General features: G+C 57.7%; 23 protein-coding genes and 1 tRNA gene. 14 read left to right on the top strand and 10 right to left on the bottom strand.

Translation table 11 applies throughout. From position 1 onward, the window contains the following. The first annotated feature begins 11 nt into the window (after positions 1–11). From NQ519_RS03365 to NQ519_RS03335, 7 genes are all read left to right on the top strand, one after another. Positions 12–710 carry a 4Fe-4S dicluster domain-containing protein gene (locus tag NQ519_RS03365; protein WP_019149476.1) on the top strand — a complete coding sequence of 233 codons (699 nt, stop codon included), beginning with the start codon at positions 12–14 and terminating at the stop codon, positions 708–710. A gap of 2 nt (positions 711–712) precedes the next feature. Then, positions 713–1,804, top strand: a complete 1,092-nt coding sequence (locus NQ519_RS03360) for a CoB--CoM heterodisulfide reductase iron-sulfur subunit B family protein (protein WP_044118568.1) — start codon at positions 713–715, stop codon at positions 1,802–1,804. Beyond that, positions 1,804–2,811: an FAD-dependent oxidoreductase gene (locus NQ519_RS03355; protein WP_019149478.1), complete on the top strand. Its 1,008-nt coding sequence runs from the start codon at positions 1,804–1,806 to the stop codon at positions 2,809–2,811. The genes NQ519_RS03360 and NQ519_RS03355 overlap by 1 nt, the downstream gene beginning before the upstream one ends. A gap of 2 nt (positions 2,812–2,813) precedes the next feature. Then, complete coding sequence (locus NQ519_RS03350; RefSeq protein WP_015547654.1) at positions 2,814–3,149, top strand: 4Fe-4S dicluster domain-containing protein; 336 nt, start codon at positions 2,814–2,816, stop codon at positions 3,147–3,149. 2 nt (positions 3,150–3,151) lie between these two features. Beyond that, positions 3,152–4,933, top strand: coding sequence for a (Fe-S)-binding protein (locus tag NQ519_RS03345; RefSeq protein WP_019149479.1), 1,782 nt, complete (start codon positions 3,152–3,154; stop codon positions 4,931–4,933). Positions 4,934–5,070: 137 nt separating this feature from the next. Further along, a tRNA-Met gene (locus tag NQ519_RS03340) sits at positions 5,071–5,146 on the top strand. 598 nt (positions 5,147–5,744) lie between these two features. After that, positions 5,745–5,912 (top strand): hypothetical protein, encoded by a 168-nt coding sequence (locus NQ519_RS03335; RefSeq protein ID WP_227901034.1) that lies wholly within the window; start codon positions 5,745–5,747, stop codon positions 5,910–5,912. A 42-nt stretch (positions 5,913–5,954) separates the two neighbouring features. On the opposite strand, the gene NQ519_RS03330 is transcribed toward NQ519_RS03335, so the two are convergent. Further along, positions 5,955–6,923: an IS110 family RNA-guided transposase gene (locus NQ519_RS03330; RefSeq protein ID WP_009597560.1), complete on the bottom strand. Its 969-nt coding sequence runs from the start codon at positions 6,921–6,923 to the stop codon at positions 5,955–5,957. A gap of 291 nt (positions 6,924–7,214) precedes the next feature. Between NQ519_RS03330 and NQ519_RS03325 the strand changes: the two genes are divergently transcribed. Beyond that, positions 7,215–8,654, top strand: coding sequence for a PL29 family lyase N-terminal domain-containing protein (locus NQ519_RS03325; protein WP_083870888.1), 1,440 nt, complete (start codon positions 7,215–7,217; stop codon positions 8,652–8,654). 163 nt (positions 8,655–8,817) lie between these two features. On the opposite strand, the gene NQ519_RS03320 is transcribed toward NQ519_RS03325, so the two are convergent. Beyond that, positions 8,818–10,836: a protein-disulfide reductase DsbD family protein gene (locus NQ519_RS03320; RefSeq protein WP_019149482.1), complete on the bottom strand. Its 2,019-nt coding sequence runs from the start codon at positions 10,834–10,836 to the stop codon at positions 8,818–8,820. 66 nt (positions 10,837–10,902) lie between these two features. On the opposite strand from NQ519_RS03320, the gene NQ519_RS03315 reads away from it, so the two are divergent. Beyond that, positions 10,903–11,811, top strand: a complete 909-nt coding sequence (locus tag NQ519_RS03315) for a glycosyltransferase family 2 protein (protein ID WP_026076278.1) — start codon at positions 10,903–10,905, stop codon at positions 11,809–11,811. A 14-nt stretch (positions 11,812–11,825) separates the two neighbouring features. Further along, positions 11,826–12,308, top strand: coding sequence for a hypothetical protein (locus tag NQ519_RS03310; RefSeq protein ID WP_019149484.1), 483 nt, complete (start codon positions 11,826–11,828; stop codon positions 12,306–12,308). Between the two features lie 46 nt (positions 12,309–12,354). Here NQ519_RS03310 and NQ519_RS03305 read toward each other — a convergent pair whose 3' ends face one another. The 7 genes from NQ519_RS03305 to NQ519_RS03275 all read right to left on the bottom strand — a co-directional run bounded on the left by NQ519_RS03305 (position 12,355) and on the right by NQ519_RS03275 (position 17,741). Beyond that, the gene (locus NQ519_RS03305) at positions 12,355–13,356 is read right to left on the bottom strand and encodes an adenosine kinase (protein ID WP_019149485.1); all 1,002 of its coding nucleotides are present in this window, start codon (positions 13,354–13,356) and stop codon (positions 12,355–12,357) included. 24 nt (positions 13,357–13,380) lie between these two features. Beyond that, positions 13,381–14,361 carry a 6-phosphofructokinase gene (pfkA, locus tag NQ519_RS03300; RefSeq protein ID WP_019149486.1) on the bottom strand — a complete coding sequence of 327 codons (981 nt, stop codon included), beginning with the start codon at positions 14,359–14,361 and terminating at the stop codon, positions 13,381–13,383. A 122-nt stretch (positions 14,362–14,483) separates the two neighbouring features. Then, positions 14,484–15,806 carry a PspC domain-containing protein gene (locus NQ519_RS03295; RefSeq protein WP_019149487.1) on the bottom strand — a complete coding sequence of 441 codons (1,323 nt, stop codon included), beginning with the start codon at positions 15,804–15,806 and terminating at the stop codon, positions 14,484–14,486. 21 nt (positions 15,807–15,827) lie between these two features. Continuing rightward, complete coding sequence (locus tag NQ519_RS03290; protein ID WP_019149488.1) at positions 15,828–16,625, bottom strand: GIN domain-containing protein; 798 nt, start codon at positions 16,623–16,625, stop codon at positions 15,828–15,830. Positions 16,626–16,657: 32 nt separating this feature from the next. After that, positions 16,658–16,987 carry a PadR family transcriptional regulator gene (locus NQ519_RS03285; protein WP_019149489.1) on the bottom strand — a complete coding sequence of 110 codons (330 nt, stop codon included), beginning with the start codon at positions 16,985–16,987 and terminating at the stop codon, positions 16,658–16,660. Between the two features lie 4 nt (positions 16,988–16,991). Beyond that, positions 16,992–17,201, bottom strand: coding sequence for a PspC domain-containing protein (locus NQ519_RS03280; RefSeq protein WP_019149490.1), 210 nt, complete (start codon positions 17,199–17,201; stop codon positions 16,992–16,994). A gap of 12 nt (positions 17,202–17,213) precedes the next feature. Then, positions 17,214–17,741, bottom strand: coding sequence for a PspC domain-containing protein (locus tag NQ519_RS03275; protein WP_019149491.1), 528 nt, complete (start codon positions 17,739–17,741; stop codon positions 17,214–17,216). Between the two features lie 216 nt (positions 17,742–17,957). Here NQ519_RS03275 and NQ519_RS03270 point away from each other — a divergent pair, with 216 nt between their 5' ends. Genes NQ519_RS03270 through NQ519_RS03255 form a run of 4 tightly spaced genes read left to right on the top strand, consistent with a single transcriptional unit; the run spans position 17,958 to position 20,205 of the window. Continuing rightward, a complete protein-coding gene (locus tag NQ519_RS03270; protein ID WP_019149492.1) occupies positions 17,958–18,476 on the top strand; it encodes an RNA polymerase sigma factor in 519 nt (172 codons plus the stop codon). Next, a complete protein-coding gene (locus tag NQ519_RS03265) occupies positions 18,451–18,873 on the top strand; it encodes a hypothetical protein (protein WP_019149493.1) in 423 nt (140 codons plus the stop codon). The genes NQ519_RS03270 and NQ519_RS03265 overlap by 26 nt, the downstream gene beginning before the upstream one ends. Positions 18,874–18,885: 12 nt before the next feature. Further along, entirely contained in the window at positions 18,886–19,710 is an 825-nt protein-coding gene (locus tag NQ519_RS03260) for an outer membrane beta-barrel protein (protein WP_026076280.1), read from the top strand. A 12-nt stretch (positions 19,711–19,722) separates the two neighbouring features. Continuing rightward, on the top strand, positions 19,723–20,205 hold the full coding sequence (locus NQ519_RS03255; protein WP_019149495.1) for a DUF4252 domain-containing protein: 483 nt from the start codon (positions 19,723–19,725) through the stop codon (positions 20,203–20,205). Between the two features lie 372 nt (positions 20,206–20,577). On the opposite strand, the gene NQ519_RS03250 is transcribed toward NQ519_RS03255, so the two are convergent. Beyond that, positions 20,578–21,321 carry a succinate dehydrogenase/fumarate reductase iron-sulfur subunit gene (locus NQ519_RS03250; protein WP_015548041.1) on the bottom strand — a complete coding sequence of 248 codons (744 nt, stop codon included), beginning with the start codon at positions 21,319–21,321 and terminating at the stop codon, positions 20,578–20,580. Positions 21,322–21,350 lie beyond the last annotated feature (29 nt).

Below are 21,350 nucleotides of genomic sequence, written 5' to 3'. Positions count from 1 at the left end.
TGTATATAGGTATGGGGAAGTATTTCGATATGCTCATGGAAGACGTGCGGATGAAGGAGGGCCTTCATGCCTGCATGAACTGCGGCGTTTGTACGGGCGTCTGCCCCGCGGCGGAGTTCTATAACTACGATCCGCGGCAGATCGTCTGCATCGTTCAGACGCGCGACGACGACGCCATCGAGGAGCTGCTCAAAAGCGATACGATCTGGTACTGCGGCGAATGCATGTCGTGCCGTCCGCGCTGTCCGCGGGGCAATACCCCGGGGTATGTGATTCAGGCGCTTCGCACCCTGTCGCAGAAGCTCGGGTTTTTCGTCGAGAGCGAAAAGGGCCGTCAGCAACTGGCCCTGAAGCGCATCATCGGCGAAAACATTCTCCGCACGGGTTACTGCATCGTGCCGCGGCTGGTGAAACCCGAACTGCACCCCGAGCAGGGCACCGTCTGGAAATGGATTTACGACAACGACAAGGAGATCTACGGCCAGTTCACGCCCGTCTACATGCGCCACGGCGCCGGGGCCCTGCGCCGGCTGGACGAGGAGTCGCTCGCCGAGATCAACGAGATATTCAAGGTCAGCGGCGGCAGCGAGATGTTCGACACCATCGAGCAGCACTCCGACCGCAAGGCCCGCGAAATGGGCTACGAGGAGGGCGCCGACCAGCAGTACATGATGGATGTCTTCCTTTCGAACAGCAACGAACATTATTGACGATGACGATGAAACGAAAGAGTTGGCAGGACTATCAGAAGGAGATCGCCGACGACCGCTATTACTATGCGCGCAGCTGCATCCGGCAGAATTTCTTCCCCGGAAGCGAGAAGTTCTTTATCGACATGCTGCACAACGACCTGGGGAAAGACCTGCTGGACGACCCCAAACACTCGTCGTGCACGGGCATCGGGTATCACTCGGACATCGTGCCGCTGGAGACCATTATGACCGTCGTGGCGCGGCAGTTCGCGCTGATGAACGAAGCGGGGTATGAGAATTTCGTGACCTCGTGCATCACCTCCTTTGGCGTGTACACGGAGATTCTGGCTACGTGGAACGAGTTCCCCGAGACGGAGGAGAAGGCCCGCGAGAACCTTTGGAAAGCCACCAAACGCGAGTTCCGGAAGCCCGCGAGCCTGGCCCACACGTCGGACGTTGTGTTCCACTTCCGCGAGGAGATCGCCGCGCGGGCCAAAAAACGGCTGGTGAACGCCGTCACGGGCGAACCGCTGAAAGTCGTGGAGCACATCGGCTGCCACTACGCCAAGATATTCCCGAAATCGGGCATCGGAGGATCGGAATTTCCCTATGTGCTGGCCGGCATGGTCGAGTCGTGGGGCGGCGAGTGCGTGGATTACCCTGAACGCCGCCACTGCTGCGGATTCGGATTCCGCAACTACCTCGTGCAGGCTAACCGCGGCTATTCGATCGCCAATTCGCACAAGAAGCTGGAGAGCATGGCGCCCTACAAACCCGATTTCATCGTGGCCAACTGCCCCGGCTGCGCGATGTTCCTCGACAAGTGGCAATACGCTATCGCCGAGATGGAGGGCACGACCTACGGCCAGAACGGCCATGGCATCCCGGTGCTGACCTACGAGGAGATGGCCGGGCTGGTGCTGGGCTACGACCCCTGGGAGCTGGGGATGCAGATGCACCAGGTCGATGTGGAACCCCTGCTGGACAAGATGGGCATCGAGTACGATCCCGCGGCCAAGTACCTCGGCCGGAACGGAAAATATATCGGAAAACCCGCGTCGGCGGTGGTGAACTGCTGTCCGACGGATACCATTTACGACATCAGAGAGTAATGAAGAAGAAGGTAATAGTCATAGGCGGCGGCGTCGCAGGCATGCAGACGGCCCTGCGTCTGGCGGAGCAGGGCGTCGAGCCCACGATCATCGAGAAGGAGCCCGAACTGGGCGGCAAGCTCCGGGGATGGCACGTGCTGTTCCCGTCGTTCACGCCCGCGCAGGAGGTGCTGACCGAGTTGCGCCGGAGGGTCAACGAGAGCGGCATCGAGGTGCTGACCTCCGCCGAGGCCAAGGGATTCACGGCGGGCGGCGTGCTGCTCGCCGACGGACGGATGCTGACGTGCGATTCGGTGGTGGTGGCGTCGGGCTTCACGCTCTTCGATGCCTCGATCAAGGAGGAGTACGGCTACGGCATCTACGACAACGTTTTCACGACGGTGGACATCGAGCGCATGCTCAACGAAGGCCGCGTGGCCCGGGCCGACGGGGCGCGTCCCAAGCGCATCGCGTTTCTGCACTGCGTGGGTTCGCGCGACGAGAAGGTGTGCCAGCAGCACTGCTCGAAGGTGTGCTGCATCACGGGCGTGAAGCAGGCTATGGAGATGAAGCGGCTCTTCCCCGAAGCCGATGTCTTCAATTTCTACATGGACATCCGCATGTTCGGCCCCGGCTATGAGGAGATGTACCGCGAGGCGCAGCAGAAATACAACATCCATTTTCTGCGCGGGCGTATCTCGGAGGCCAGCCCGACGATCGACGGCCGGGTGCAGATCAAGGCCGAGGACACGCTGACGGGCCGTCCTTTGCGCATGAGCGTCGATATGCTCGTGCTGATCGTCGGCATGCGGGCCAACGACGACAACGCCGCTTTCGCCGAGGGTGCCGGACTGAACCGCGCTCCGAGCGGCTTCATGGCTCCGCGCGACATGTTTCTGAACAACGTGAAGAGCAACGTCGAGGGTATTTTCTATGCCGGGACCGTCACCGCGCCCAAGAACATCGGCGAATCGCTGAACGAAGGGATCGTCGCGGCCGACGCCGCGGCCAAATACGTGGGGATGTAATCATGGCGGCGATCAATTTCGGATATACCATCTCCAAGCCCCGGGCCATCGACATCGACCGCAACAACCTGCGCAAGAGCGACGAGATTCTGCGCGAGATGCCCGAGTTGCAGACCTGCATCGGATGCGGGGCCTGCACGGCGGTCTGCACGGCGGGCAACCTCACGGAATTCAACTTCCGCAAGGTCCATACGCTGGTGCGCCGCGGCGAGTATCAGGGCGCCTACGAGGAGATGAACAAGTGCATGCTGTGCGGCAAATGCCGGCTGGTGTGCCCGCGGGGCATCAACACGCGCGGCGTGGTGATGCTTATCAAACGTAAACTGGGAGATTTCTGACGATGACTTTCTACGCACCTTTCTGCATACCGTTTATCCTCGGCGCCTCGGTGATGTTCCTCACGCTGGCGTGGAAGTGGGGCAAGTGGCTCTGGCTGCTGCCCCGCGACGACAAGAAACGGATTCTGTTCGGAATACCCACGCGCCGCACCCTGGCCGCGGTGTGGGAGGTGGTGAGCGAATCGCTGCTTCACCGCCGCATCTTCCGGGTCAATCCCCTGCTGGGGTATATGCACATGTCGCTGGCCTTCGGGTGGTTCCTGCTGATCGCCGTGGGGTGGGCCGAGACCATCGCCTATCTCGGATTCCGTTACGTGCCGTTGCAGGGACACGTCTTTTTCAAATATTTCGGCATGGGGCTGGAGCATAAGCCCGTCTTCGATTTCGTGATGGACCTGCTGCTGCTGTTCGTTCTTTCGGGCGTGGCGCTGGCCTGGGGCAAGCGCTTCTATTCCCGGGCGATGGGCCTGCGGCGCACCACGAAGCACGTTCCGGGCGACCGCGTGGCCCTGTCGGCGTTGTGGTTCATCTTCCCGGCGCGTCTGGTGGCCGAGAGCGCCACGTGTGCGCTGTACGGCGGCGGGGGATTCCTCACCGGGGGCCTCGGGGCGTGGATGGCCGCGCATATCGGCATGATGCCGCTGATGAATCTCGAAACCGCGGCGTGGTGGTTCTATTCGTCGTGTCTCGGGGTCTTCTTCGTGGCGCTGCCGTTCTCGCGCTACATGCACATCTTCACGGAGATTCCGTTGATTTTCCTGCGTCACTACCGGCTGAAATCGGGCGAAAAGGAGTCCTCCTACGACAATTTCCAGGTCGAAGCCTGCTCGCGCTGCGGCATCTGCATCGACCCCTGCCAGTTGCAGAGCGTGCTGGGGATCGACGACGTGCAGTCGGTCTACTTCCTGCGCGACCGCCGCTACAACATGTTGCGCCTGCAAACGGCCGACAACTGCCTGATGTGCGGACGCTGCGCCGAGAAATGTCCCGTGAATATCGACCTCAATACGCTGCGCGTCAACTCGCGCGACAAGATGCGCAACGTCCCCGACGAACGCCGCTACGGCTATTTCAAGGGGCTGGACCGCTCCGCGGGCGAGGGCAAGGTGGGCTATTTCGCGGGTTGCATGACCCTGCTGACGCCGCGCACGATGTCGGCGATGGCGACGATCTTCGACGCCGCGGGCGAGGAGGTCTGGTGGGCTGACCGCGAAGGCGGCGTCTGCTGCGGGCGGCCGCTCAAACTGGCCGGCGAAACCGATTCGGCGCACAAGATGATGCGTTACAACGAGGAGTTGTTCCGCAAGCACGGCATCACGACGCTCGTGACATCGTGTCCGATCTGCCTCAAAGTCTTCCGCGAGGATTACAGCCTGCCGGGCATCGAGGTGCTGCACCATTCGGAATACATCCTGCGCCTGATCCGTGCCGGACGCCTCGCGCTGGAGCACGGCGCGACGCGCTTCACCTACCACGATCCCTGCGAACTGGGGCGCGGCAGCGGCATTTACGACGAGCCGCGGGCCGTGATCGAGGCCGTGGGCGAACTGTTGGAACCCGCCTCGACGCGCGAGAACGCCCTCTGCTGCGGCTCTTCGGTGGCCAATACGGCCATATCCGACGGCCAGCAGGTCCGCATCGCGCAGTCTGTCGCCGCCGAGCTCGACGCCACGGGGGCCGACGTGATCGTCACCGCCTGCCCGCTCTGCAAGAAGGCCCTCGGGCGCGGCACGAAGGGCGAAATCCGCGACCTGGCGGAGATCGTGGTTTCGGCCATAAAATAATTTGAGGCCGTAATCGGTTGACAGATAGGCGACAGGTCGCTTGCCGGGCGGATTTTGCCGAAATTAATTTGGCGGAATGAAAAATTCGTCTTATCTTTGCACACGCAATAGCGATAGATCTTATCTGAAAAATATATCGCGGGATGGAGCAGTTGGCAGCTCGTCGGGCTCATAACCCGAAGGTCGGAGGTTCGAGTCCTCCTCCCGCTACCAAAGGGGCCGAACAGCAATGTTCGGTCCCCTGTTTTTTTAGCTCCTCTTGTAACGTGGCTGAAGGTCTTGGCAGATAATCAAAGCCGGGCTTTTAGGGGTTCGTTGGAATACCGGGCAAAATCTGAAATCCCGGTATTTCAGATTCCGACGGGACTTTCTTGTGGAACTCGATAAATATCATCGTCGGTATTTCCCCGAAAGTTATGATAAACATTCTATAAGGTCAATCTTGATTTTCAGAAACTTTTAGCTGAAATTTGCATCTGCAATACCCCGCGAGTGCGTTGTATTTTAAGAAACATTTTCTAACTTTGTGGCATCATCCTGATGGGTGGTGACATATAGTTTAGTGAAAGTGTTTCGCTAATCCTTGACGACAAAATTTGGCGATTTTGAAAAGCACAAGGATAGGCAATACAAACATTCATCACCGTGTATAGGCATATATCATTCTCGATATATACTATTCGGTGTGGGGTATTGTTTATTTGTGCTTGGGCTGCGCCAAATGCCTGTCGTCAGATAAACGAACAACTCCACACTTTCTTTTTATAATTCCCTTGATTCGGAGTTGGCTGGGGGAAAATAAATTGTTGTTATGAAATCTGCAAATGAGTGTGCCAAATGGTTTGTTCGTAAATTTTTATCCACAGGTTCATTCTTAACGGACAAAGAATTGGAAGAGTTGAAAATGATTCCCAATTATCAAGCATTTCTTACTGAGAATCCGCCTAAACAGCATGGAGCGAATTACGAACTATATTAAAAAATGCGGAAAAAGAGTAATAATATCGGAGAATGGTTCCTGCTAAGGTCTGTTGGAGACGAATCCGTCGACATATTCTTTATCGTGCGCAACAACAGCAAAAGCCTGCCTGACGAGTTTATTTGCGACAGCGATCATAGCGAGTTTTCCCGACTTTCCGTTTTGCCTGAGCCTCGTATAAGTCTCTTTGCATTGGGCATTGAACCTACTGGCAGGCCAAGCGGCGATATAGAGAAGTCCTCTGGTGTATGCGTCTCCGTTTCGGTTGATATGCCCTTTGATGTTTACCGAAGTTCCGGATTGTTCGTAAGTGGGACAGATACCGAGATAGCGGGACACCTGCTTGGCATTCTGGAAGTAAGTGAATCCTCCGGTAGTGATGATGAGCGCCGTGGCGAGCGTTATGCCTATACCTTTGATGGTTGTCAGGAGTGCGAGTTGCCGGCTGAACTCGACTTCGACAAGATCCGTGAGTTCCGACTGAAGCCTGTCACGCTTCTTTTCAAGGAACTTGATCGTTTCGTCTACGGTATGAGTTGCACCTTTGTCCGGGACAGGCAGACATGCGAGAGAGCCACGAAGGTTCGACATGGCGGTAATCTGCTTAGTAAGTTGGCGAATGACGGTTCTTTTCTGTCGGAGCCGCAGGATGGCCTCTCCCTGGACCTTGAAAGGACGCGGGTTCATCTTCTCTCCGTACAAGGTAATGAGTCGTGCATCGCTCTTATCGGTCTTGATCGTAGAGAGCATGGCTTTGGCGAAGTTCTTTACCTTCAGCGGATTCTCCATGCTGACAGTAATTCCGGCGACATTGAGCATATACAGCAGCAAGGCACTGTAGTTCCCTGTCGCCTCCATAACACAGTGGATACTGCCATCTTTGGGGAGAGTCCCGATAAACTGTCTGATACCAGCGGTCGTGTTGTTAAAAGTACGGATCTCCCCGCCTTTGTCGGAGGAGTAAGCTACCACGAATGTAGCCTTGCTCACGTCGATTCCAATGTACCTCATGGCCGTTCGTTTTTTGGTTCTAACGACATCGCTTACATCTTGGTCCTTCATTGCGAATGCGGGCTCAAACACCTTACGAACTATCCGGATTCTGATGTAAAGAGTATGGGGTCAGAACATAATTCCCGGTTTAGAAGACCAATGAGAGATCGGACTTATTCCATACTCTGATGTCTTTACTATTCAAATTTAATTAACTAAGTACAAATATACAATGAGGTAAATATTCACACCAAATCAGTAACAGATTTTATTTGTGAAATAATAGATAACAATGAATAACAGATAGGTATGAAAAAGATATTAATATTTTTATCAGCTATTACATTAGCAAATTGTAGTGATAGCTACGATGATTCCAAATTGTGGGACAGCGTCAATGGATTGGAAAATCGGGTAACAAAACTCGAAGAGTTATGCAAACAGATGAATACCAATATTTCCTCGTTGCAGGAAATTGTTACGGCCTTGCAGAAAAACGAATCCATTAAAAGTGTAGCGACACTACCCGATGGAAGTGGCTATCTAATAACTTTTTCTTCCGGTAAAACTATCACTATCTATCACGGTAAGAATGGAGTGGCTGGTGAAGACGGGAAAGATGGAGAGAATGGTAAAGATGCTATTACTCCGGTTATCAGCGTCAAAAAGGATGCGGATGGCATCTACTATTGGACTGTCAATAACGACTGGCTTTTGGTTGATGGAAAGAAAGTCAAGGCAGAAGGTACTGATGGTACAAATGGAGAACCGGGCATAGATGGAGAAGATGGAACTAATGGAAAAGACGGCACTACTCCTCAATTTAAGATAACAGATGGGTATTGGTATATTTCTTATGATAACGAGTTATCTTGGACAAAACTTGGTAAAGCAACAGGTGATAGTAGCCTTAATGGACCGGATGGAGATAATTTTTTCAAAGGGGTATCTATTGAGGATGGTTATGTTTGCTTTATTTTGAATGACACAGAATCAACGGTCATTAAACTCTCTTTTGTATCGGATAGTGAACTTACCGTAGAAGTTAAAGAACCGGGAACACTAAATTCTTTACTTACATTGGAACAAAAACGATCTCTGATTAATATTAAAGTTATAGGAGAAATGAATAATGCAGATATTCGGACAATTGATAATATACATGCGGTAGAGGTCGTGGATTTGTCAGAAGCGACGTATTATGGGGGCTCTTCTGTTTCGAAGATGTTTAACCAAGGATCAACTGCATCTGAGGGAAATCGAACTCTTCGTAAATTCATTTCATTCAAAAATGTTAAATCCTATGGCGCTTCATTTAGTGGATGCAGAAATTTGGAAGAATTAATTATAACCGCAGATAGCTGTGGTTATAATTTGTCGCTAAAACTAAGATATTGCTATAACAGAAAAACTATTAAATTTTTGGAAGGCATTACATATATACCATCTCAATCATGCGATTTCCCACAAGTTATTTTACCTAAGTCAACGCAAAAGGTTTCAATGTTTGCTTTTTCTTGCAATAGTATGTATAGTAATGATATAATAGATATTGATACGGTAATTTGTTTGGCGTCAATTCCTCCTAAAATATGGGTAGATAGTTCTGGTAATGATTGTGAGGCTAATTCATTTCACCAATATAATGTGGACAATATCGCTTTAAAAGTGCCTAAAGAAAGCTTAAGTAATTACAAGACTACTGCAGGTTGGAAAGATTTTGGAACAATATTGCCAATCGAAGAATGATTATCCCATTACATCTTAGTATTTCCACCTCCTCATAGTAAAAGCACAGGCCAAGAACCTGTGCTTTTTGTTTGATACGAGGCAGACCGTTCGGGCCCGGACCTATACGAAAAATTCCGCTGCCGGAATCTGGCAGCGGAATTTTTTCATACGCCCGAAGCGCCTATTGCCCGTTGCGGTAGGCTTCGAGGCCGCTTCGGAGGAATGCGACGAATCCGGGGATGCTGAGGTCGTATCCGCGCGGCGGAACGAGTAGCTTCCCGTCGCGCCCCTGCAAGACGTAGTAGGGCTGAGCGTTGACCCCGAAGGTCTTCAACGCATAATAGGAATTGATTTTGCCGAGGCTTTTCAACACTTTCCCCGAATCGGTCGTGACCCACTCGCTCTCGGGGAGCACCTTCTTGTCGTCGGAGTAGAGCGCGACGATCACATAGTCGTTGCGCAGAATCTCCAGCACCTGCGGGTCGGACCATACGCGGGCCTCCATTTCGCGGCAGTTGACGCATCCGTGTCCCGTGAAGTCGATGAAGAGCGGCTTTCCGACCTTTGCGGCATAGGCTTCGGCCTCCGGGAGATCGAAGAACCCTTCGAGTCCGTGCGGCAGATGGAGGAAGTCGCTGTGCTTGGGTTTCCGTCCGTCGGCGGTCAGCAGCATGCGCGCATCTCCGTTCCCGGTGGACACCGGACCGCCCTGCCCGATGACGAAGTCCTGCGTATGGAGCGGCGGGAGGTATCCGGAAAGTCCTTTGAGGGGGGCTCCCCACATGCCGGGGATGAGGTATACGACGAACGAGAAGGTGACGATGGCCAGCGCGAGGCGTCCCACACCCAGGTAAGGCGTGTCGCTGTCGTGGGCGAATCGGATCTTTCCCAGCAGGTAGAGTCCCAGCAGGGAGAAGGTGACGATCCACACGGCGAGGTAGATTTCGCGGTCGAGCAGTCCCCAATGATAGGTTTGGTCAGCCACGGAGAGGAATTTCATGCCGAGCGCCACCTCGATGAATCCCAGCACGACTTTCACCGAGTTGAGCCATCCGCCGCTCTTGGGCAGTTTTTTGAGCATCGCGGGGAAGAACGCGAAGAGGGTGAAGGGCAGCGCGAAGGCCAGGGAGAATGCCAGCATGGTGATGATCGGCGTCCAGAACTCTCCGGCGGTGGATTTGATGAGCACCGAGCCGACGATGGGTCCCGTGCAGGAGAACGACACCAGCACGAGGGTCAGGGCCATGAAGAAGATGCCGGCCAGCCCCTTGGAGTCGGCTTTGGAGTCGCTTTTGTTGACCATCCACGAGGGCATGGTGATCTCGAACGCCCCGAAGAACGACGCCGCGAAGACCATGAACACGAGGAAGAAGAGGATGTTCGGCAGCCAGTGCGTGGCGAGCCAGTTGAAGATGTCGGCCGTCACGGCGTCGCCGCCGAGGATGCGCGTGATAAGAATGATCGCCGCGATGGGCAGCGTGTAGAGGGCTACGATGAAGAATCCGTACATGCCGGCGCGCAGGCGTCCCGCGGCGGGGCTTCCGGCGCTCTTCATAAAGAACGAGACGGTCATCGGAACCATCGGGAAGACGCAGGGGGTGAGCAGGGCGGCGAATCCCCAGAGGATCGCCTCGATAATCAGCGCCCAGAGCGTACCTCCGCCCGCGGCATCTTTCTGCGCGGGGGCGATCTCCGCCGCCGGGGTTTTCTCGGGCTCCGCCGTTGCTGCCGTATTCGCGGACGTTGGGCCGGCGGGAATGGCTATGGTCAGCTCCGTGTCGTCGGGCGGCATGCAGCTCGTGTCGTCGCAGAGCATCCATTCGATCTGCGCCTTGACGGAGGATGCCGGCACGGAGAGCTTCACCCGCTGGGCGAAGCGGGCCTTGCCGGAGAAGGTTCCGATCTCCATGCCGAACAGTTCGTCGAAATAGCGGTGCGGCGTGTCGAGCTGTTCGACGCCGCCTTCGAGCGTGACGCCCTCGCCGGGCGTGAAGACGATGGAGGTGGCGTTGGGACCGTCTTCGTAGGGTCCCATGTCGTACATATGGTAGGGTTGAGGTATCGACGCTTCGAGCACGATGCGGTAGGCGTTCTCCTCGAGGGGTTCCGCCGTGCCGGTCCAGGCGGCGTTCTGCGCTCCGGCTGCGGCGGTGAGGAGCGCCGCGACGACCGGCAGCAGGCTGCGAATCAGTTTGTACATAGTCGTAACGCGTTTAATTCGGGTGTAAAGATACGGTTTTTTGCGGAAAATCAGTATATTCGCACAATGATTCGGTTGTCGCTCGTCATTCCCACCCATAACCGTGCCGCGCAGCTTGTCGCGGCGCTCGAATCGGTCGTGCGTCAGGACCTGCCGCCGCACGTGTGGGAGTGCGTGGTGGTGAACAACAACTCCACGGACGACACCGTGATGCGTTTCAAGGAGTTCGCCGGGGCGCATCCGGACATCGGTCTGCGGCTCGTCTCGGAGCCGGGGCCCGGGGTGTCGTATGCCCGCAACCGGGGGCTGCGGGAGGCGCAGGCGCCGCTGGTGGCCTTCATCGACGACGACGAACGGGTGAATCCGGGATTTCTGCGCGCCTACCTCGATTTTTTCGATGCGCATCCCGAAGCCGTCGTGGCCGGCGGGCGCATCATCGCAGAATATCCGACGGGGCGTCCCGACTGGATGTCGAAATACGTTGAGATGCCGATCGCCAATCCGATGGATTTCGGCCCCGACGTGCGTCCGTTTCCTGCGGGACGGGTTCCGGGGGGCGGCAACATGGCCTTCCGGCGTGCGGGACTGGCGGGGTACGGGGGATTCGACCCTTCGCTGGGGCGCGTGAACGGCGAGTTGATCGGCGGCGAGGAGAACGACTTTTTCGAGCGGCTCCTTGCGGGCGGTGAGACGATCTGGTATGTGCCGGACGCCGTGATGTGGCACATCATCCCCCCGTCGAAGCTCACCGTGGCCTATTTCCGGCGGTTGAGCTACAATGTCGGCGTCAGCCAGCGCCTCCGGGCGCAGATCCACCGCCGGCTGCCGAAGACTTATGCGCTGGAGCTGGCCAAATGGGCCGCGACGCTCGGGCTGTGCCTGACGATGCCGCCCCGCAGGTCGGTCTGGCTGCTGCGCATGCGCAGCGGGATCAGCCGGGGGCTGTTCACGAAAATTCAAAAAATGAACGTATAATATTCGAATCGGCGATGGATCGAAAAATGAAATTGACTGATTTGTTTTTAGTTGTGCTCATCGCCTTAGGGTGTGTCTTTTTTATTTATAGTCCGCTCGATCGAGCTTATGACAATGCACATATTCTCCATCTGTTTGCCTACAAACCTTTGCAATACGTCTCTCGGGATGCAATTTGGATGCTGTCGGGAATCGTCGGGGCTGTTTTGGTGCTGGCTTCGGTGAAGAGGGAGGTTTGGGGCTGGGTGCTGCTGTGTTTTTTTGCTGTGGGATTCCTATTGTCATCGTTGATGGAACTTCTGTTCGGTATCATGTACGCATCGAATGCGTATATCTGGCTTTCCCCTTTGTTGGCGGCTTTGGTTACGCTGATCGTGTTTTTCTGTAAGAAGCCGGTTCCGGTACGTATGTATGTGATCCTGTTTCCGGTGTCGATTCTGCTGGTATTTCTGATTAATTTATTCTATATAAAGGTAATTCCCGATTTCCTGTATTAAGTTGGATAAATGAAAAACCGCAGTCGGAAACTGCGGTTTTTTGTATTCAGAACAGGTACTTTTCGTTTTTGACTTTGTTCACCAGCCGGTGGATGTCCTTCCAGCCCTCCTCGCCGAAGGTCGTGCCCACGACCTCGATCACCTTGCCGGCGGTGATGGCGCCGATCGTGCCGCACTGGCGGAGCGAAAGCCCATCGCAGAGCCCCGAGAGGAACCCCGCGGCGTAGAAATCCCCGGCTCCGGTGGTGTCCACGCGCTTGGCCGCGGCCATGATGCCCACGTGCACGACCTCGTCGCCCTGTTTGATGAGCGCCCCCTTGATGCCGATCTTGACCACGGCCAGTTCGCACAGCTTCGAAATGGCTTGCAGGGCGTTCAGCGGCTCGCCCTCGCAGGTGAAGGTCTTGGCTTCGTCCTCGTTGGCGAAGACGATGTCCACGTAGTCGCGCACCAGCCCGCGCAGGAATTCGAGGTTTTCGGCGACGATGTTGAAGCTCGCCAGGTCGATGGCGACTTTCAGTCCGCACTCCTTGGCCGTGCGGGCGGCTTTGAGGATCAGTTCGTGGTTCTGCACCAGATAGCCTTCGACATAGAGGCAGTCGTAGCCTTCGAAGATCGCCGGTTCGATCTCCGGAGCCGAGAGCTCCAGCGCCGCGCCCAGGTGGGTGACCATCGTGCGCTCGCCGTCGGCGGAGATCAGTGACACGCATTTGCCCGAACGTTCCCTGCCGCGGAAGATGACCGGCTCGATGCCGAGGTTGTCCAACGCCTGCACGAAGAAATCGCCCGTGGTATCGGGACCCACCTTGCCGATGAAGCCGACGCTGCATCCCAGCTGCGCCATGGCCCGGATGGTGTTGCCGGCCGATCCGCCGAGCGAGAGCGAATAGGGGAGTCCCGCCACCGATTTCGAGATTTCGGTTTGCAGCTTGGTGTCCACGAGGCTCATCGAGCCCTTGGCTAATTTGAACCTCCCCAGCACGGAGTCGGTTTTCAGGTTGACCAGCATGTCCGTGAGGGCGTTGCCGATGCCGATGACGCGTTTCATTTGTTCGGGTTAGGGGTGTTGTTTCTATATCGACAGTATCTTTACCAGGTCCAGCGCGCCGCGGTCGATGCCCTTGTCGTGCTTGACGGCCTTGGCGAAGGGCACGTAGACGATCTTGCCGTTCATCGTGCCGATCATCACGTTGCGCTGCCCGTCGAGAATGGCCTCGATGGCCGCTTCGCCCATGCGCGAGGCGAGGATGCGGTCCACGGCCGTCGGCGAGCCGCCGCGCTGGATGTGTCCCAGAATCGTCACGCGGGCGTCGTACTGCGGGAACTCCTTCTTCACACGCTCGGCCAGCGCCGTGGCGCCGCCCGTCTTGGGGTTCTCCGCGACGATCACGATCGCCGAGTTCTTGCTCTTGCGGAAGCCGTGGTTGATGAGCTCGGCCAGCTGGTCTACTTCGGTCTCCATCTCCGGGATGATCGCCGCCTCGGAGCCCGTGGCGATGGCGCTGTTGAGCGCCAGGTAGCCCGCCGTGTGGCCCATCACCTCGACGAAGAACAGCCGCTCGTGGCTCGACGCCGTGTCGCGCAGTTTGTCCACCGCCTCCATGATGGTGTTCAGCGCCGTGTCGTAGCCGATCGTCGAATCGGTTCCTCCCAGGTCGTTGTCGATCGTTCCGGGAAGCCCCACGATCGGCACGTTGAACTCCTCGGCGAAGATGCCCGCTCCGGTCAGCGAACCGTCGCCGCCGATCACCACCAGCGCGTCGATGCCTGCGGCGACCATGTTGTCGTAGGCGGCCTTGCGGCCTTCGGGGGTGGTGAACTCCTGGCTGCGCGCCGTCTTGAGGATCGTGCCGCCCAGCTGGATGATGTTGCTGACGCTTTGCGATTTGAATTCGACGATCTCGTTGAACACGAGACCCTTGTATCCGCGCATGATTCCCTTCACGGTGAATCCGTTGAAGATCGCGCTGCGCGTCACCGCGCGTATTGCGGCGTTCATGCCCGGGGCGTCGCCGCCCGAGGTCAGGATGCCGATACATTTGATTCCGGCCATACTTTACTTTGTTTTTAAGACAAAACCGTCCAAAGATACAAAAAAAATTCAAAAAACAGGGGCGGCCCAAAAAGGATGCCGCCCTGTCGGAAGAGAACTTTTTATTTGAAATTGCGCTGCGGTTATTCCGCAGCTTCGGCCGCGGAGCCGGTTTTCTCCCCCGCGGAGATGCTCACCGAGGCTTTTCCGTCTTTTTCTCCGGCCTGCACCGATACCTCCCGGCCGTCGGCGTTGACGTGCAGGCTTCCCCGGTTCTTATCGACGGTGATGTCGATCGACTTCGAAGGCACGGCGATATGCAGGGTCTTGCGGCCCTCTTCGATCACGCTCTCGTCGTCGTAATCCTCCAGCAGGCGTTCCAGCGTCGTGGTGTCGCCGTCGATGACGATCTCGCTCCGGAACACCTGTTCGATGGCGTCGCGCTTCTTGCGGAACTTGTCGCCCACGTTCTCGCGGATCGCCACGCACGATACGGCGATGATCGTGGCGAGCCACACGAGGAAGATGGCCAGGACGGTCTTGCCGCCGGGTTTGCGCGAGGCGATCAGGCACATCAGCACGTAGATCAGCAGGATCAGCGGAATCAGCACGGCCAGTATGCCGAGGCTTGCGACCCAGATCGAAACGGTATTGCCCAGTATTTCGGGGGCGAAGAGGCTCTCTCCGCCGACGATGACGGCGAAAAGCCCGATAATCAGCGCGCAGGCGCCCATGATGAGTCCGAAGACGAGGAATCCGGCGAAGATTTTCAGCAGGATCAGCACCACCTTGCCGAAGACCGAGACCGCCTCGGCGATGATCGGTTTGGCCCGGGCGTCGGGGTCGGCGCAGGCTGCGGCCGAGGTGACATCGCCGATGGACTGCGCGGTGATTCTCTCGCCGTTCATTTCGAGCTTCTGGCGTGCCGTGCGGGGCGCCGGAACGGCGAACCACATGATGAAATAGCAGATCAGGAAGATGCCGAACAGGTTGCCGAACATCGGGCTGAACCAGTGCAGGAAAGGAAGCCATCCGAAGCAGGTGAGCAGCAGCGGCAGGAACAGCCCGAGCCGCACCCACACGGGGTCGATGTCGAAATACTTGCCGATGCCGGCGCAGACGCCGCCCAGCTTGGCGTTCTCCGTGTCGCGGTAGAGGCGGCGGGGGATGCGCGGGGTGTCGCAGTGCAGGTCGCGGTCGGCGCCCTGGTCGGAGATGTCCTCGGCGGAGCCCATCTGCTGAATGATGTTCAGGATCAGTGGCTTCTCCACGACGCGGGTGTTGTCCTGCGCCGAGAGGATCAGCTCGGCGATGCGCGCCTCGATGTCGGCGACGATCTCCGCGCCGTCGGCCGTGTCCTTGTAGCTCTTTTTCAGGCTGTCGAGATAGGCCGCGAGAGCTTCGTAGGCGTCGGTGTCCATCGTGAACGCCACGCCCGATATGCTGCATTTTTTAACCTCTTTCATGGTTGTCGGGTGCTTCGGGGATTAGTTTTTGCGGACGCTGCCGCCGCTCGATTTGCTCAGCGAGGTCCGGCAGCCGCCCGTGTAGCCGATCGACGAGCCGCTCGATGCGCTGGCCGTGAGTTTTCCGCTGCAATCTATGTCGGCCTTGGCAGCGCTCGACGTGCTGACGGAGGCGTTGACGGCGGTGAACTTTTCGGCGTCGAGTTTCGACGCCGAACTGAGATCGGCCGTGAAATCCTCGGCCGAGCCGGCGAGCGCGATCTTCGAGGCGCTCGAAGCGTTGACCGTGCAGGTCGCGGCCTTCACCTCCGCGCTGATTTTCGACGCGCTCGAAGCGTCTATCGAGCACGAGGCGGCCTCCACCGCGGCTTTGATCTTGGCGGCGCTCGAAGCCTCGATCGTGAACCTGTCGGCCCGGAGCGTCGCATCGCTCGTGATTTTCGAGGCGCTCGATGCTTTGAGCGAGCGGATCTTCCCGCCGTTGGCCGGTATGGTTACCGTGATGTCGGCGTTCTGGATGTTGGACGCCTTTTTGTCGAGCGTCACTTCGAGGGTCTTGCCGCGGGTTTCGGCGACCACCAGGTCGATCAGGTTGTCGTCGGCCTCGATGCGGATGTCCGACGCCCCGGCCGAGACGACGACCTTCACGGCGCGCGATGCGTCGATGGCGTCGAAATCGGGGGCGGGAAGGGTTTTCGTGACGATATGGCCGCTGCCCTTGATGTTTTTGCCCAGCAGCGGCGCTGCGACGCAGACGACATAGGCGCTTACGGAGAACATGGCTCCGATCAGAACGGCTGTCAGCAGGATTTTTTTCATGGCGTATGTTTTTTAGTAGGGTTGATCTTGGGTTATTTTCCGTGGCGGATGAGCCGTATTTGCCCGACGAGTTCGTCCCACGTCTCGTCGAGCGTCGCAAGGTATTCGCGGCCCTTGTCCGTGAGCGTGTAGTACTTGCGGGGCGGACCTTGCGGCGACTCTTCCCAGCGGTAGGTCAGCAGTCCGGCGTTCTTCTGCCGGGTGAGGATCGGGTAGAGCGTACCCTCGACTACGATCATCTCCGCCTGTTTGAGTTCGGCGATGATCTTCGGAGCATACGAATCCTCGCGGGAGAGAATGGCGAGGATGCAGTACTCCAGGATTCCTTTGCGCATCTGCGCTTTTACGTTGTCTTCGGCCATGATGCTATGCGTTTAACCTTTTGGGAGCCTTCGGAACGATCAGCCAGAGGATGATGTAGATCCAGAGCGAGAGTCCTCCGAAGAGGATCAGGATCAGGGTCCCGATGCGGACCAGCGAGGTGTCGAGCCCGAAATATTCGGCCAGTCCGGCGCAGACGCCGGCGATGATGCTGTCTTGCGAGCGGAATAACCGCTTGTTGTCGTTCGTTGCCATATTCGTGGTTTTTTATCGGTTGCGGTTGATGTTGAATTTGCGGGCGGGCTCCTCGGGAATGACGATCCAGAGGATGATGTAGGCCCAGATCGAGAGCCCTCCGAAGAGGATCAGCAGCAGCGTCACGAGGCGGATCAGCGTCGGGTCGGCGTCGAAATAGGCGGCCAGTCCGCCGCAGATGCCGGCGATCGAACGCTCCGTGCGCGAACGGTAGAGCCTCCGGGGCGCCGGTTCGCAGGACTCCCCGCCGGCGGGTTCCGTTCCGTCCTGCGCTGCGTCGCGGGGCTCTCCGAAGTCGGCCGGGGAGCCCATTTGCTCCATCGTCGCGCGGACCACGTCGAGCGTGATGACCCGCATGGGCGACGCGACCTTCTCGCGGAAGATCTCCGCCACGCGCGTTTCGATGTCGCTCATCGTTTCGGCGTCGTCCTCGGGCAGACGGCGGCGGATGTCGTCGAAATAGTTGCCCAGCGCCCGGTAGGCATCCTCGTCGAGGGTGAATGCCAGGGAGCCGATGTTCGCGTTTACAGTCTCTTTCATAGTCGTCTAAGTGTTGCCGCAGTCGGATGTCTTGCGATTCCTACTATTTTGATAATGCAAATATAATACGGATTTTAGTATTATGCAATACAAAATACTGAATTTTTTCAAAAAAATGAGCCTCCGTCCATGAAACGGGGGATATTCGGTGAAAAAATTCCGATATTTGGGTTCGCATTGTTGCGTTTCGCCCCTCAGCTTCGTCTTACAGATACAATGAAGGAGTCCGAATTCACCTCGCTTGTCCTGCCGCTCCGCGACCGCATGTTCCGTTACGCCCAAAGCCTGCTGCTTTCGCCGGCCGAGGCGGAGGATGCCGTACACGATCTGCTGGAGCGTCTGTGGCGCGAGCGGGGGCGGCTGGAAGGGTGCCGCCGGGTCGATTCCTTCGTGATGACCGCCGTGCGCAACCGTTGTCTCGACCTGCTGCGCCGGCAGCGGGCCGCAGGCCGCCGGGACGATGCGGTGGCGGGGTGGACGGAGCGTTCGGCGGCTGCCGAGGCCGACCGCTGGGAGATGCGCGAACTGGTGCGGCGGGCGCTGGCCTGCCTCCCCGGACGCCAGCGGGAGGTGCTCCACCTGAAAGATATAGAGGGCTACTCCACCCGCGAGATCGCCGGGATGGTCGGCTGCGACGAAGCGCAGGTGCGCGTGATCCTCTCCCGCGCCCGCAACGGATTGCGAGAGGTACTGAAAAAAATGACGGACGATGAACGAACGGCAAGAACGGATTGAACGGCTCGCGGAGCGCTGGTTCGCAGCGCAGGCGACCGATGCGGAGGAGCGCGAATTGCGCGAATGGATGCGGCGGGCGGCCGACGTGCCGGAGTCGCTGCGGGAGGTGCGGACCCTGTTCGGCGGACTGGACGCGCTGGCCGGGGAGCATTCCCCGGAACGCTGGAAGCCCCGCCGGATACGGCGCATGGCGCCGCTTTGGGGAATTGCCGCGGCGGCGGCCGTCGCGCTCGGGATTTTCGTCTGCGCCGACCTGCTGCGCAAGCCCTACTGCTATATCGACGGGGTGGCGGTGTACGACGCGGAGGTGGCCATGCAAACGACGGTCTATCTCGAATCGTTCTCTGCTTTGGAGGAGTCGGGGCGGATGGTGGACGAATTGATAGAGAACAATTAAAAACGATATGCCATGAACAGATTGCTTATTCTTTTGGGTGTTTTCATGTTGCCGGGGCTGTGCGCCTCGGCGCAGCCGGCGGATTCCCTCCGGCGGATCGGGGATGTCGATACGGGGCCGGTCACCATGCGCCGCGCCGCCGACGGGAACGATATGGTTCTCGAAGTGGCGGGCTTCGGAATCACGCTCGGGCAGGCGCCGCACCGCGGTTCGTCGCAGAAATCCCGCTCGCATTCGAGGGTCAAGGGGCTGCTGTTCGACGGGATCGAGATGGGTTTCAATCTCCTCACGGGTGTCGATTATGCGGGTTATCCTGCCGAAACGGCGGATTTTCTCGATTTGCGGGCCGGCAATTCGTTCCACTTCGGCGTGACGCCCATCGGGCTGGCGGTGCGTCTGGACAGACAGGGAAAATTCGAGTTTGCGACCGGTCTGCGCTATACGGTCAACAACTACCGCCTTTCGGACAACACGATCACGCTGGGCCGTGAGGACGGTCTGATCGTGCCCGTGACGCTGGATGAGAGGGCCGACAAGTCGAAACTTCGCACCACCTCGCTGGGCATTCCGCTGCAATTCTCGTTCGATCCGGTCCGGAAGCTGCGTATCGCGGTCGTGGGATACTGCGATTTCACGCTCGGGTCCAATGCGATCTACAAGAAGCCGAAGGTGAAGAACTCCCTCTCTGGGTTGAATCCCGTCCAGTTCGGGGTCGGGGGCTCGGTCTCTTACCACGGGGTCGGCGTCTATGTCCGTTACGGCGTGACGCGGCTTTTCAAGAGCAGCGCGGGGCCCTCCTGCCATCCGCTGTCGTTGGGAGTCTGCGTCTTCATGTAAAAACTCGCGGCCATGAAACGATTGCTGTTGATCCTGCTGGTCCTGCTGCCGTTCCTGGTTCGGGGGCAGAACGCCTCGTGGAGATTCTTCGACCGCTACACGAAGGCCGAGGGCTTCACCAGCATCCAGCTGGAGCGGAAGATGATGCGGATGATGAGCCGTCAGGCGGCTGAAAAGGGCGACAGGGGATTGGCCGAATTGCTTGGGGGCATCGAGTATATCCGCATCGTGTCGCTCGACAAGGGCGACGGAGCGCAGTTCGTCGCCGATGCGGAGAGACTGGCCGCCGATCCGGACCTCGAATTCCAGCTGGTGATGTCGGGGACCGAAGAGGGGCAGACCACGAAATTCTACATCCGCGAGGCGTCGGTCACCGATAATTCGGAGTTGCTGATGCTGACCTGCGGTACGAAAGAGACGGTCGTGGTGAACATCTATGGCAAGTTCGACCTCAAGCAGGTTGCGCGCCTCTCGACGATCCGGCCGAAGAAATAGCTCTGTACCTTTTGATGTCAAAAGGTATCCAAAACCACGGGCTTAAAAAGCCCGTGTTGTGGGCGGTTGCGGGTTTTCACGCTGACTATCCTGTTTTGCGTTCCCGCCTCGCTAAAACCGATTTTTCAGCTGATGACTCACGAGAAAGGCGGGACTCATTGAGCCCCGCCTTTGCTTCGTGTTGTCTTTGACCGGAGTTTAGTCTTCGAACTTTGCCGAGAGGAACTCGTGGTTCAGACGGGTCAGTCTCCTCCCTTTTCAAAGGGAGGCCGGGAGGGTTTGTCGATATGGATGCGCTCTGCGCATATCGCCCGAAAGAGAAAAGGGCCGGACATTGTGTCCGGCCCTTGGTCTTATCACCTTCGACGGTTCTTAGTCTTCGAACTTCGCCGAAAGGAACTCGCGGTTCAGACGGGCGATATGCGCGATGGAAATCTGCTTGGGGCATTCGGCTTGGCAGGCACCCGTGTTGGTGCAGTTGCCGAAGCCCAGCTCGTCCATCTTGGCGACCATCGCCTTGGCACGGCGGGCACCCTCCACGCGGCCCTGCGGCAGCTTGGCGAGCGACGACACGCGGGCAGCGACGAACAGCATGGCCGAACCGTTCTTGCACGTGGCGGCGCAGGCTCCGCAGCCGATGCAGGCGGCGGCGTCCATCGACTCTTCGGCGTCGGCCTGCGAGATCGGAATGGCGTTGGCGTCGGGCACCGAGTTCGTGCGCACCGAGATGAAGCCTCCGGCTTGCAGAATCTGGTCGTATGCCGAGCGGTTCACCACGAGGTCCTTGATGACGGGGAACGCCGCCGAGCGCCACGGCTCGATGGTGATCGTCGCACCGTCCTTGAACTTGCGCATGTAGATCTGGCAGGTCGTGGCGCCCTGGCTGGGGCCGTGGGCCTGTCCGTCGATGTGCAGCGAGCACATGCCGCAGATGCCCTCGCGGCAGTCGTGGTCGAAGGCCACGGGCTCCTTGCCCTCGTGGATGAGGTTGTTGTTCAGGATGTCGAGCATTTCGAGGAACGAGGTGTCGGCCGAGATGTTCTCCACCTTGTAGCTCTCGAACGCCCCCTTGGATTTAGCGTCCTTTTGACGCCATATCTTTAATGTAAAATTCATAGTTTCGATTCGATATTAAAGTTCAACGT

This window comes from Alistipes senegalensis JC50 (genome assembly GCF_025145645.1).
Taxonomy (GTDB): domain Bacteria; phylum Bacteroidota; class Bacteroidia; order Bacteroidales; family Rikenellaceae; genus Alistipes; species Alistipes senegalensis.
The sequence above is the reverse complement of the archived record's forward strand: the minus strand, read 5'-3'. Positions and strand labels throughout refer to the sequence as shown.

What these genes read in the sequence shown, in the direction of transcription:
- NQ519_RS03280 (WP_019149490.1), bottom strand. Translation starts at nt 17,201, where the DNA reads ATGGCAACGAACGACAACAAGCGGTTATTCCGCTCGCAAGACAGCATC.
- NQ519_RS03355 (WP_019149478.1), top strand. Translation starts at nt 1,804, where the DNA reads ATGAAGAAGAAGGTAATAGTCATAGGCGGCGGCGTCGCAGGCATGCAG.
- NQ519_RS03260 (WP_026076280.1), top strand. Translation starts at nt 18,886, where the DNA reads ATGAACAGATTGCTTATTCTTTTGGGTGTTTTCATGTTGCCGGGGCTG.
- NQ519_RS03365 (WP_019149476.1), top strand. Translation starts at nt 12, where the DNA reads ATGGGGAAGTATTTCGATATGCTCATGGAAGACGTGCGGATGAAGGAG.
- NQ519_RS03310 (WP_019149484.1), top strand. Translation starts at nt 11,826, where the DNA reads ATGGATCGAAAAATGAAATTGACTGATTTGTTTTTAGTTGTGCTCATC.
- NQ519_RS03270 (WP_019149492.1), top strand. Translation starts at nt 17,958, where the DNA reads ATGAAGGAGTCCGAATTCACCTCGCTTGTCCTGCCGCTCCGCGACCGC.
- NQ519_RS03250 (WP_015548041.1), bottom strand. Translation starts at nt 21,321, where the DNA reads ATGAATTTTACATTAAAGATATGGCGTCAAAAGGACGCTAAATCCAAG.
- pfkA (WP_019149486.1), bottom strand. Translation starts at nt 14,361, where the DNA reads ATGGCCGGAATCAAATGTATCGGCATCCTGACCTCGGGCGGCGACGCC.
- NQ519_RS03325 (WP_083870888.1), top strand. Translation starts at nt 7,215, where the DNA reads ATGAAAAAGATATTAATATTTTTATCAGCTATTACATTAGCAAATTGT.
- NQ519_RS03290 (WP_019149488.1), bottom strand. Translation starts at nt 16,625, where the DNA reads ATGAAAAAAATCCTGCTGACAGCCGTTCTGATCGGAGCCATGTTCTCC.
- NQ519_RS03265 (WP_019149493.1), top strand. Translation starts at nt 18,451, where the DNA reads ATGAACGAACGGCAAGAACGGATTGAACGGCTCGCGGAGCGCTGGTTC.
- NQ519_RS03350 (WP_015547654.1), top strand. Translation starts at nt 2,814, where the DNA reads ATGGCGGCGATCAATTTCGGATATACCATCTCCAAGCCCCGGGCCATC.
- NQ519_RS03305 (WP_019149485.1), bottom strand. Translation starts at nt 13,356, where the DNA reads ATGAAACGCGTCATCGGCATCGGCAACGCCCTCACGGACATGCTGGTC.
- NQ519_RS03320 (WP_019149482.1), bottom strand. Translation starts at nt 10,836, where the DNA reads ATGTACAAACTGATTCGCAGCCTGCTGCCGGTCGTCGCGGCGCTCCTC.
- NQ519_RS03345 (WP_019149479.1), top strand. Translation starts at nt 3,152, where the DNA reads ATGACTTTCTACGCACCTTTCTGCATACCGTTTATCCTCGGCGCCTCG.
- NQ519_RS03315 (WP_026076278.1), top strand. Translation starts at nt 10,903, where the DNA reads ATGATTCGGTTGTCGCTCGTCATTCCCACCCATAACCGTGCCGCGCAG.
- NQ519_RS03285 (WP_019149489.1), bottom strand. Translation starts at nt 16,987, where the DNA reads ATGGCCGAAGACAACGTAAAAGCGCAGATGCGCAAAGGAATCCTGGAG.
- NQ519_RS03330 (WP_009597560.1), bottom strand. Translation starts at nt 6,923, where the DNA reads ATGAGGTACATTGGAATCGACGTGAGCAAGGCTACATTCGTGGTAGCT.
- NQ519_RS03295 (WP_019149487.1), bottom strand. Translation starts at nt 15,806, where the DNA reads ATGAAAGAGGTTAAAAAATGCAGCATATCGGGCGTGGCGTTCACGATG.
- NQ519_RS03255 (WP_019149495.1), top strand. Translation starts at nt 19,723, where the DNA reads ATGAAACGATTGCTGTTGATCCTGCTGGTCCTGCTGCCGTTCCTGGTT.
- NQ519_RS03275 (WP_019149491.1), bottom strand. Translation starts at nt 17,741, where the DNA reads ATGAAAGAGACTGTAAACGCGAACATCGGCTCCCTGGCATTCACCCTC.
- NQ519_RS03360 (WP_044118568.1), top strand. Translation starts at nt 713, where the DNA reads ATGACGATGAAACGAAAGAGTTGGCAGGACTATCAGAAGGAGATCGCC.
- NQ519_RS03335 (WP_227901034.1), top strand. Translation starts at nt 5,745, where the DNA reads ATGAAATCTGCAAATGAGTGTGCCAAATGGTTTGTTCGTAAATTTTTA.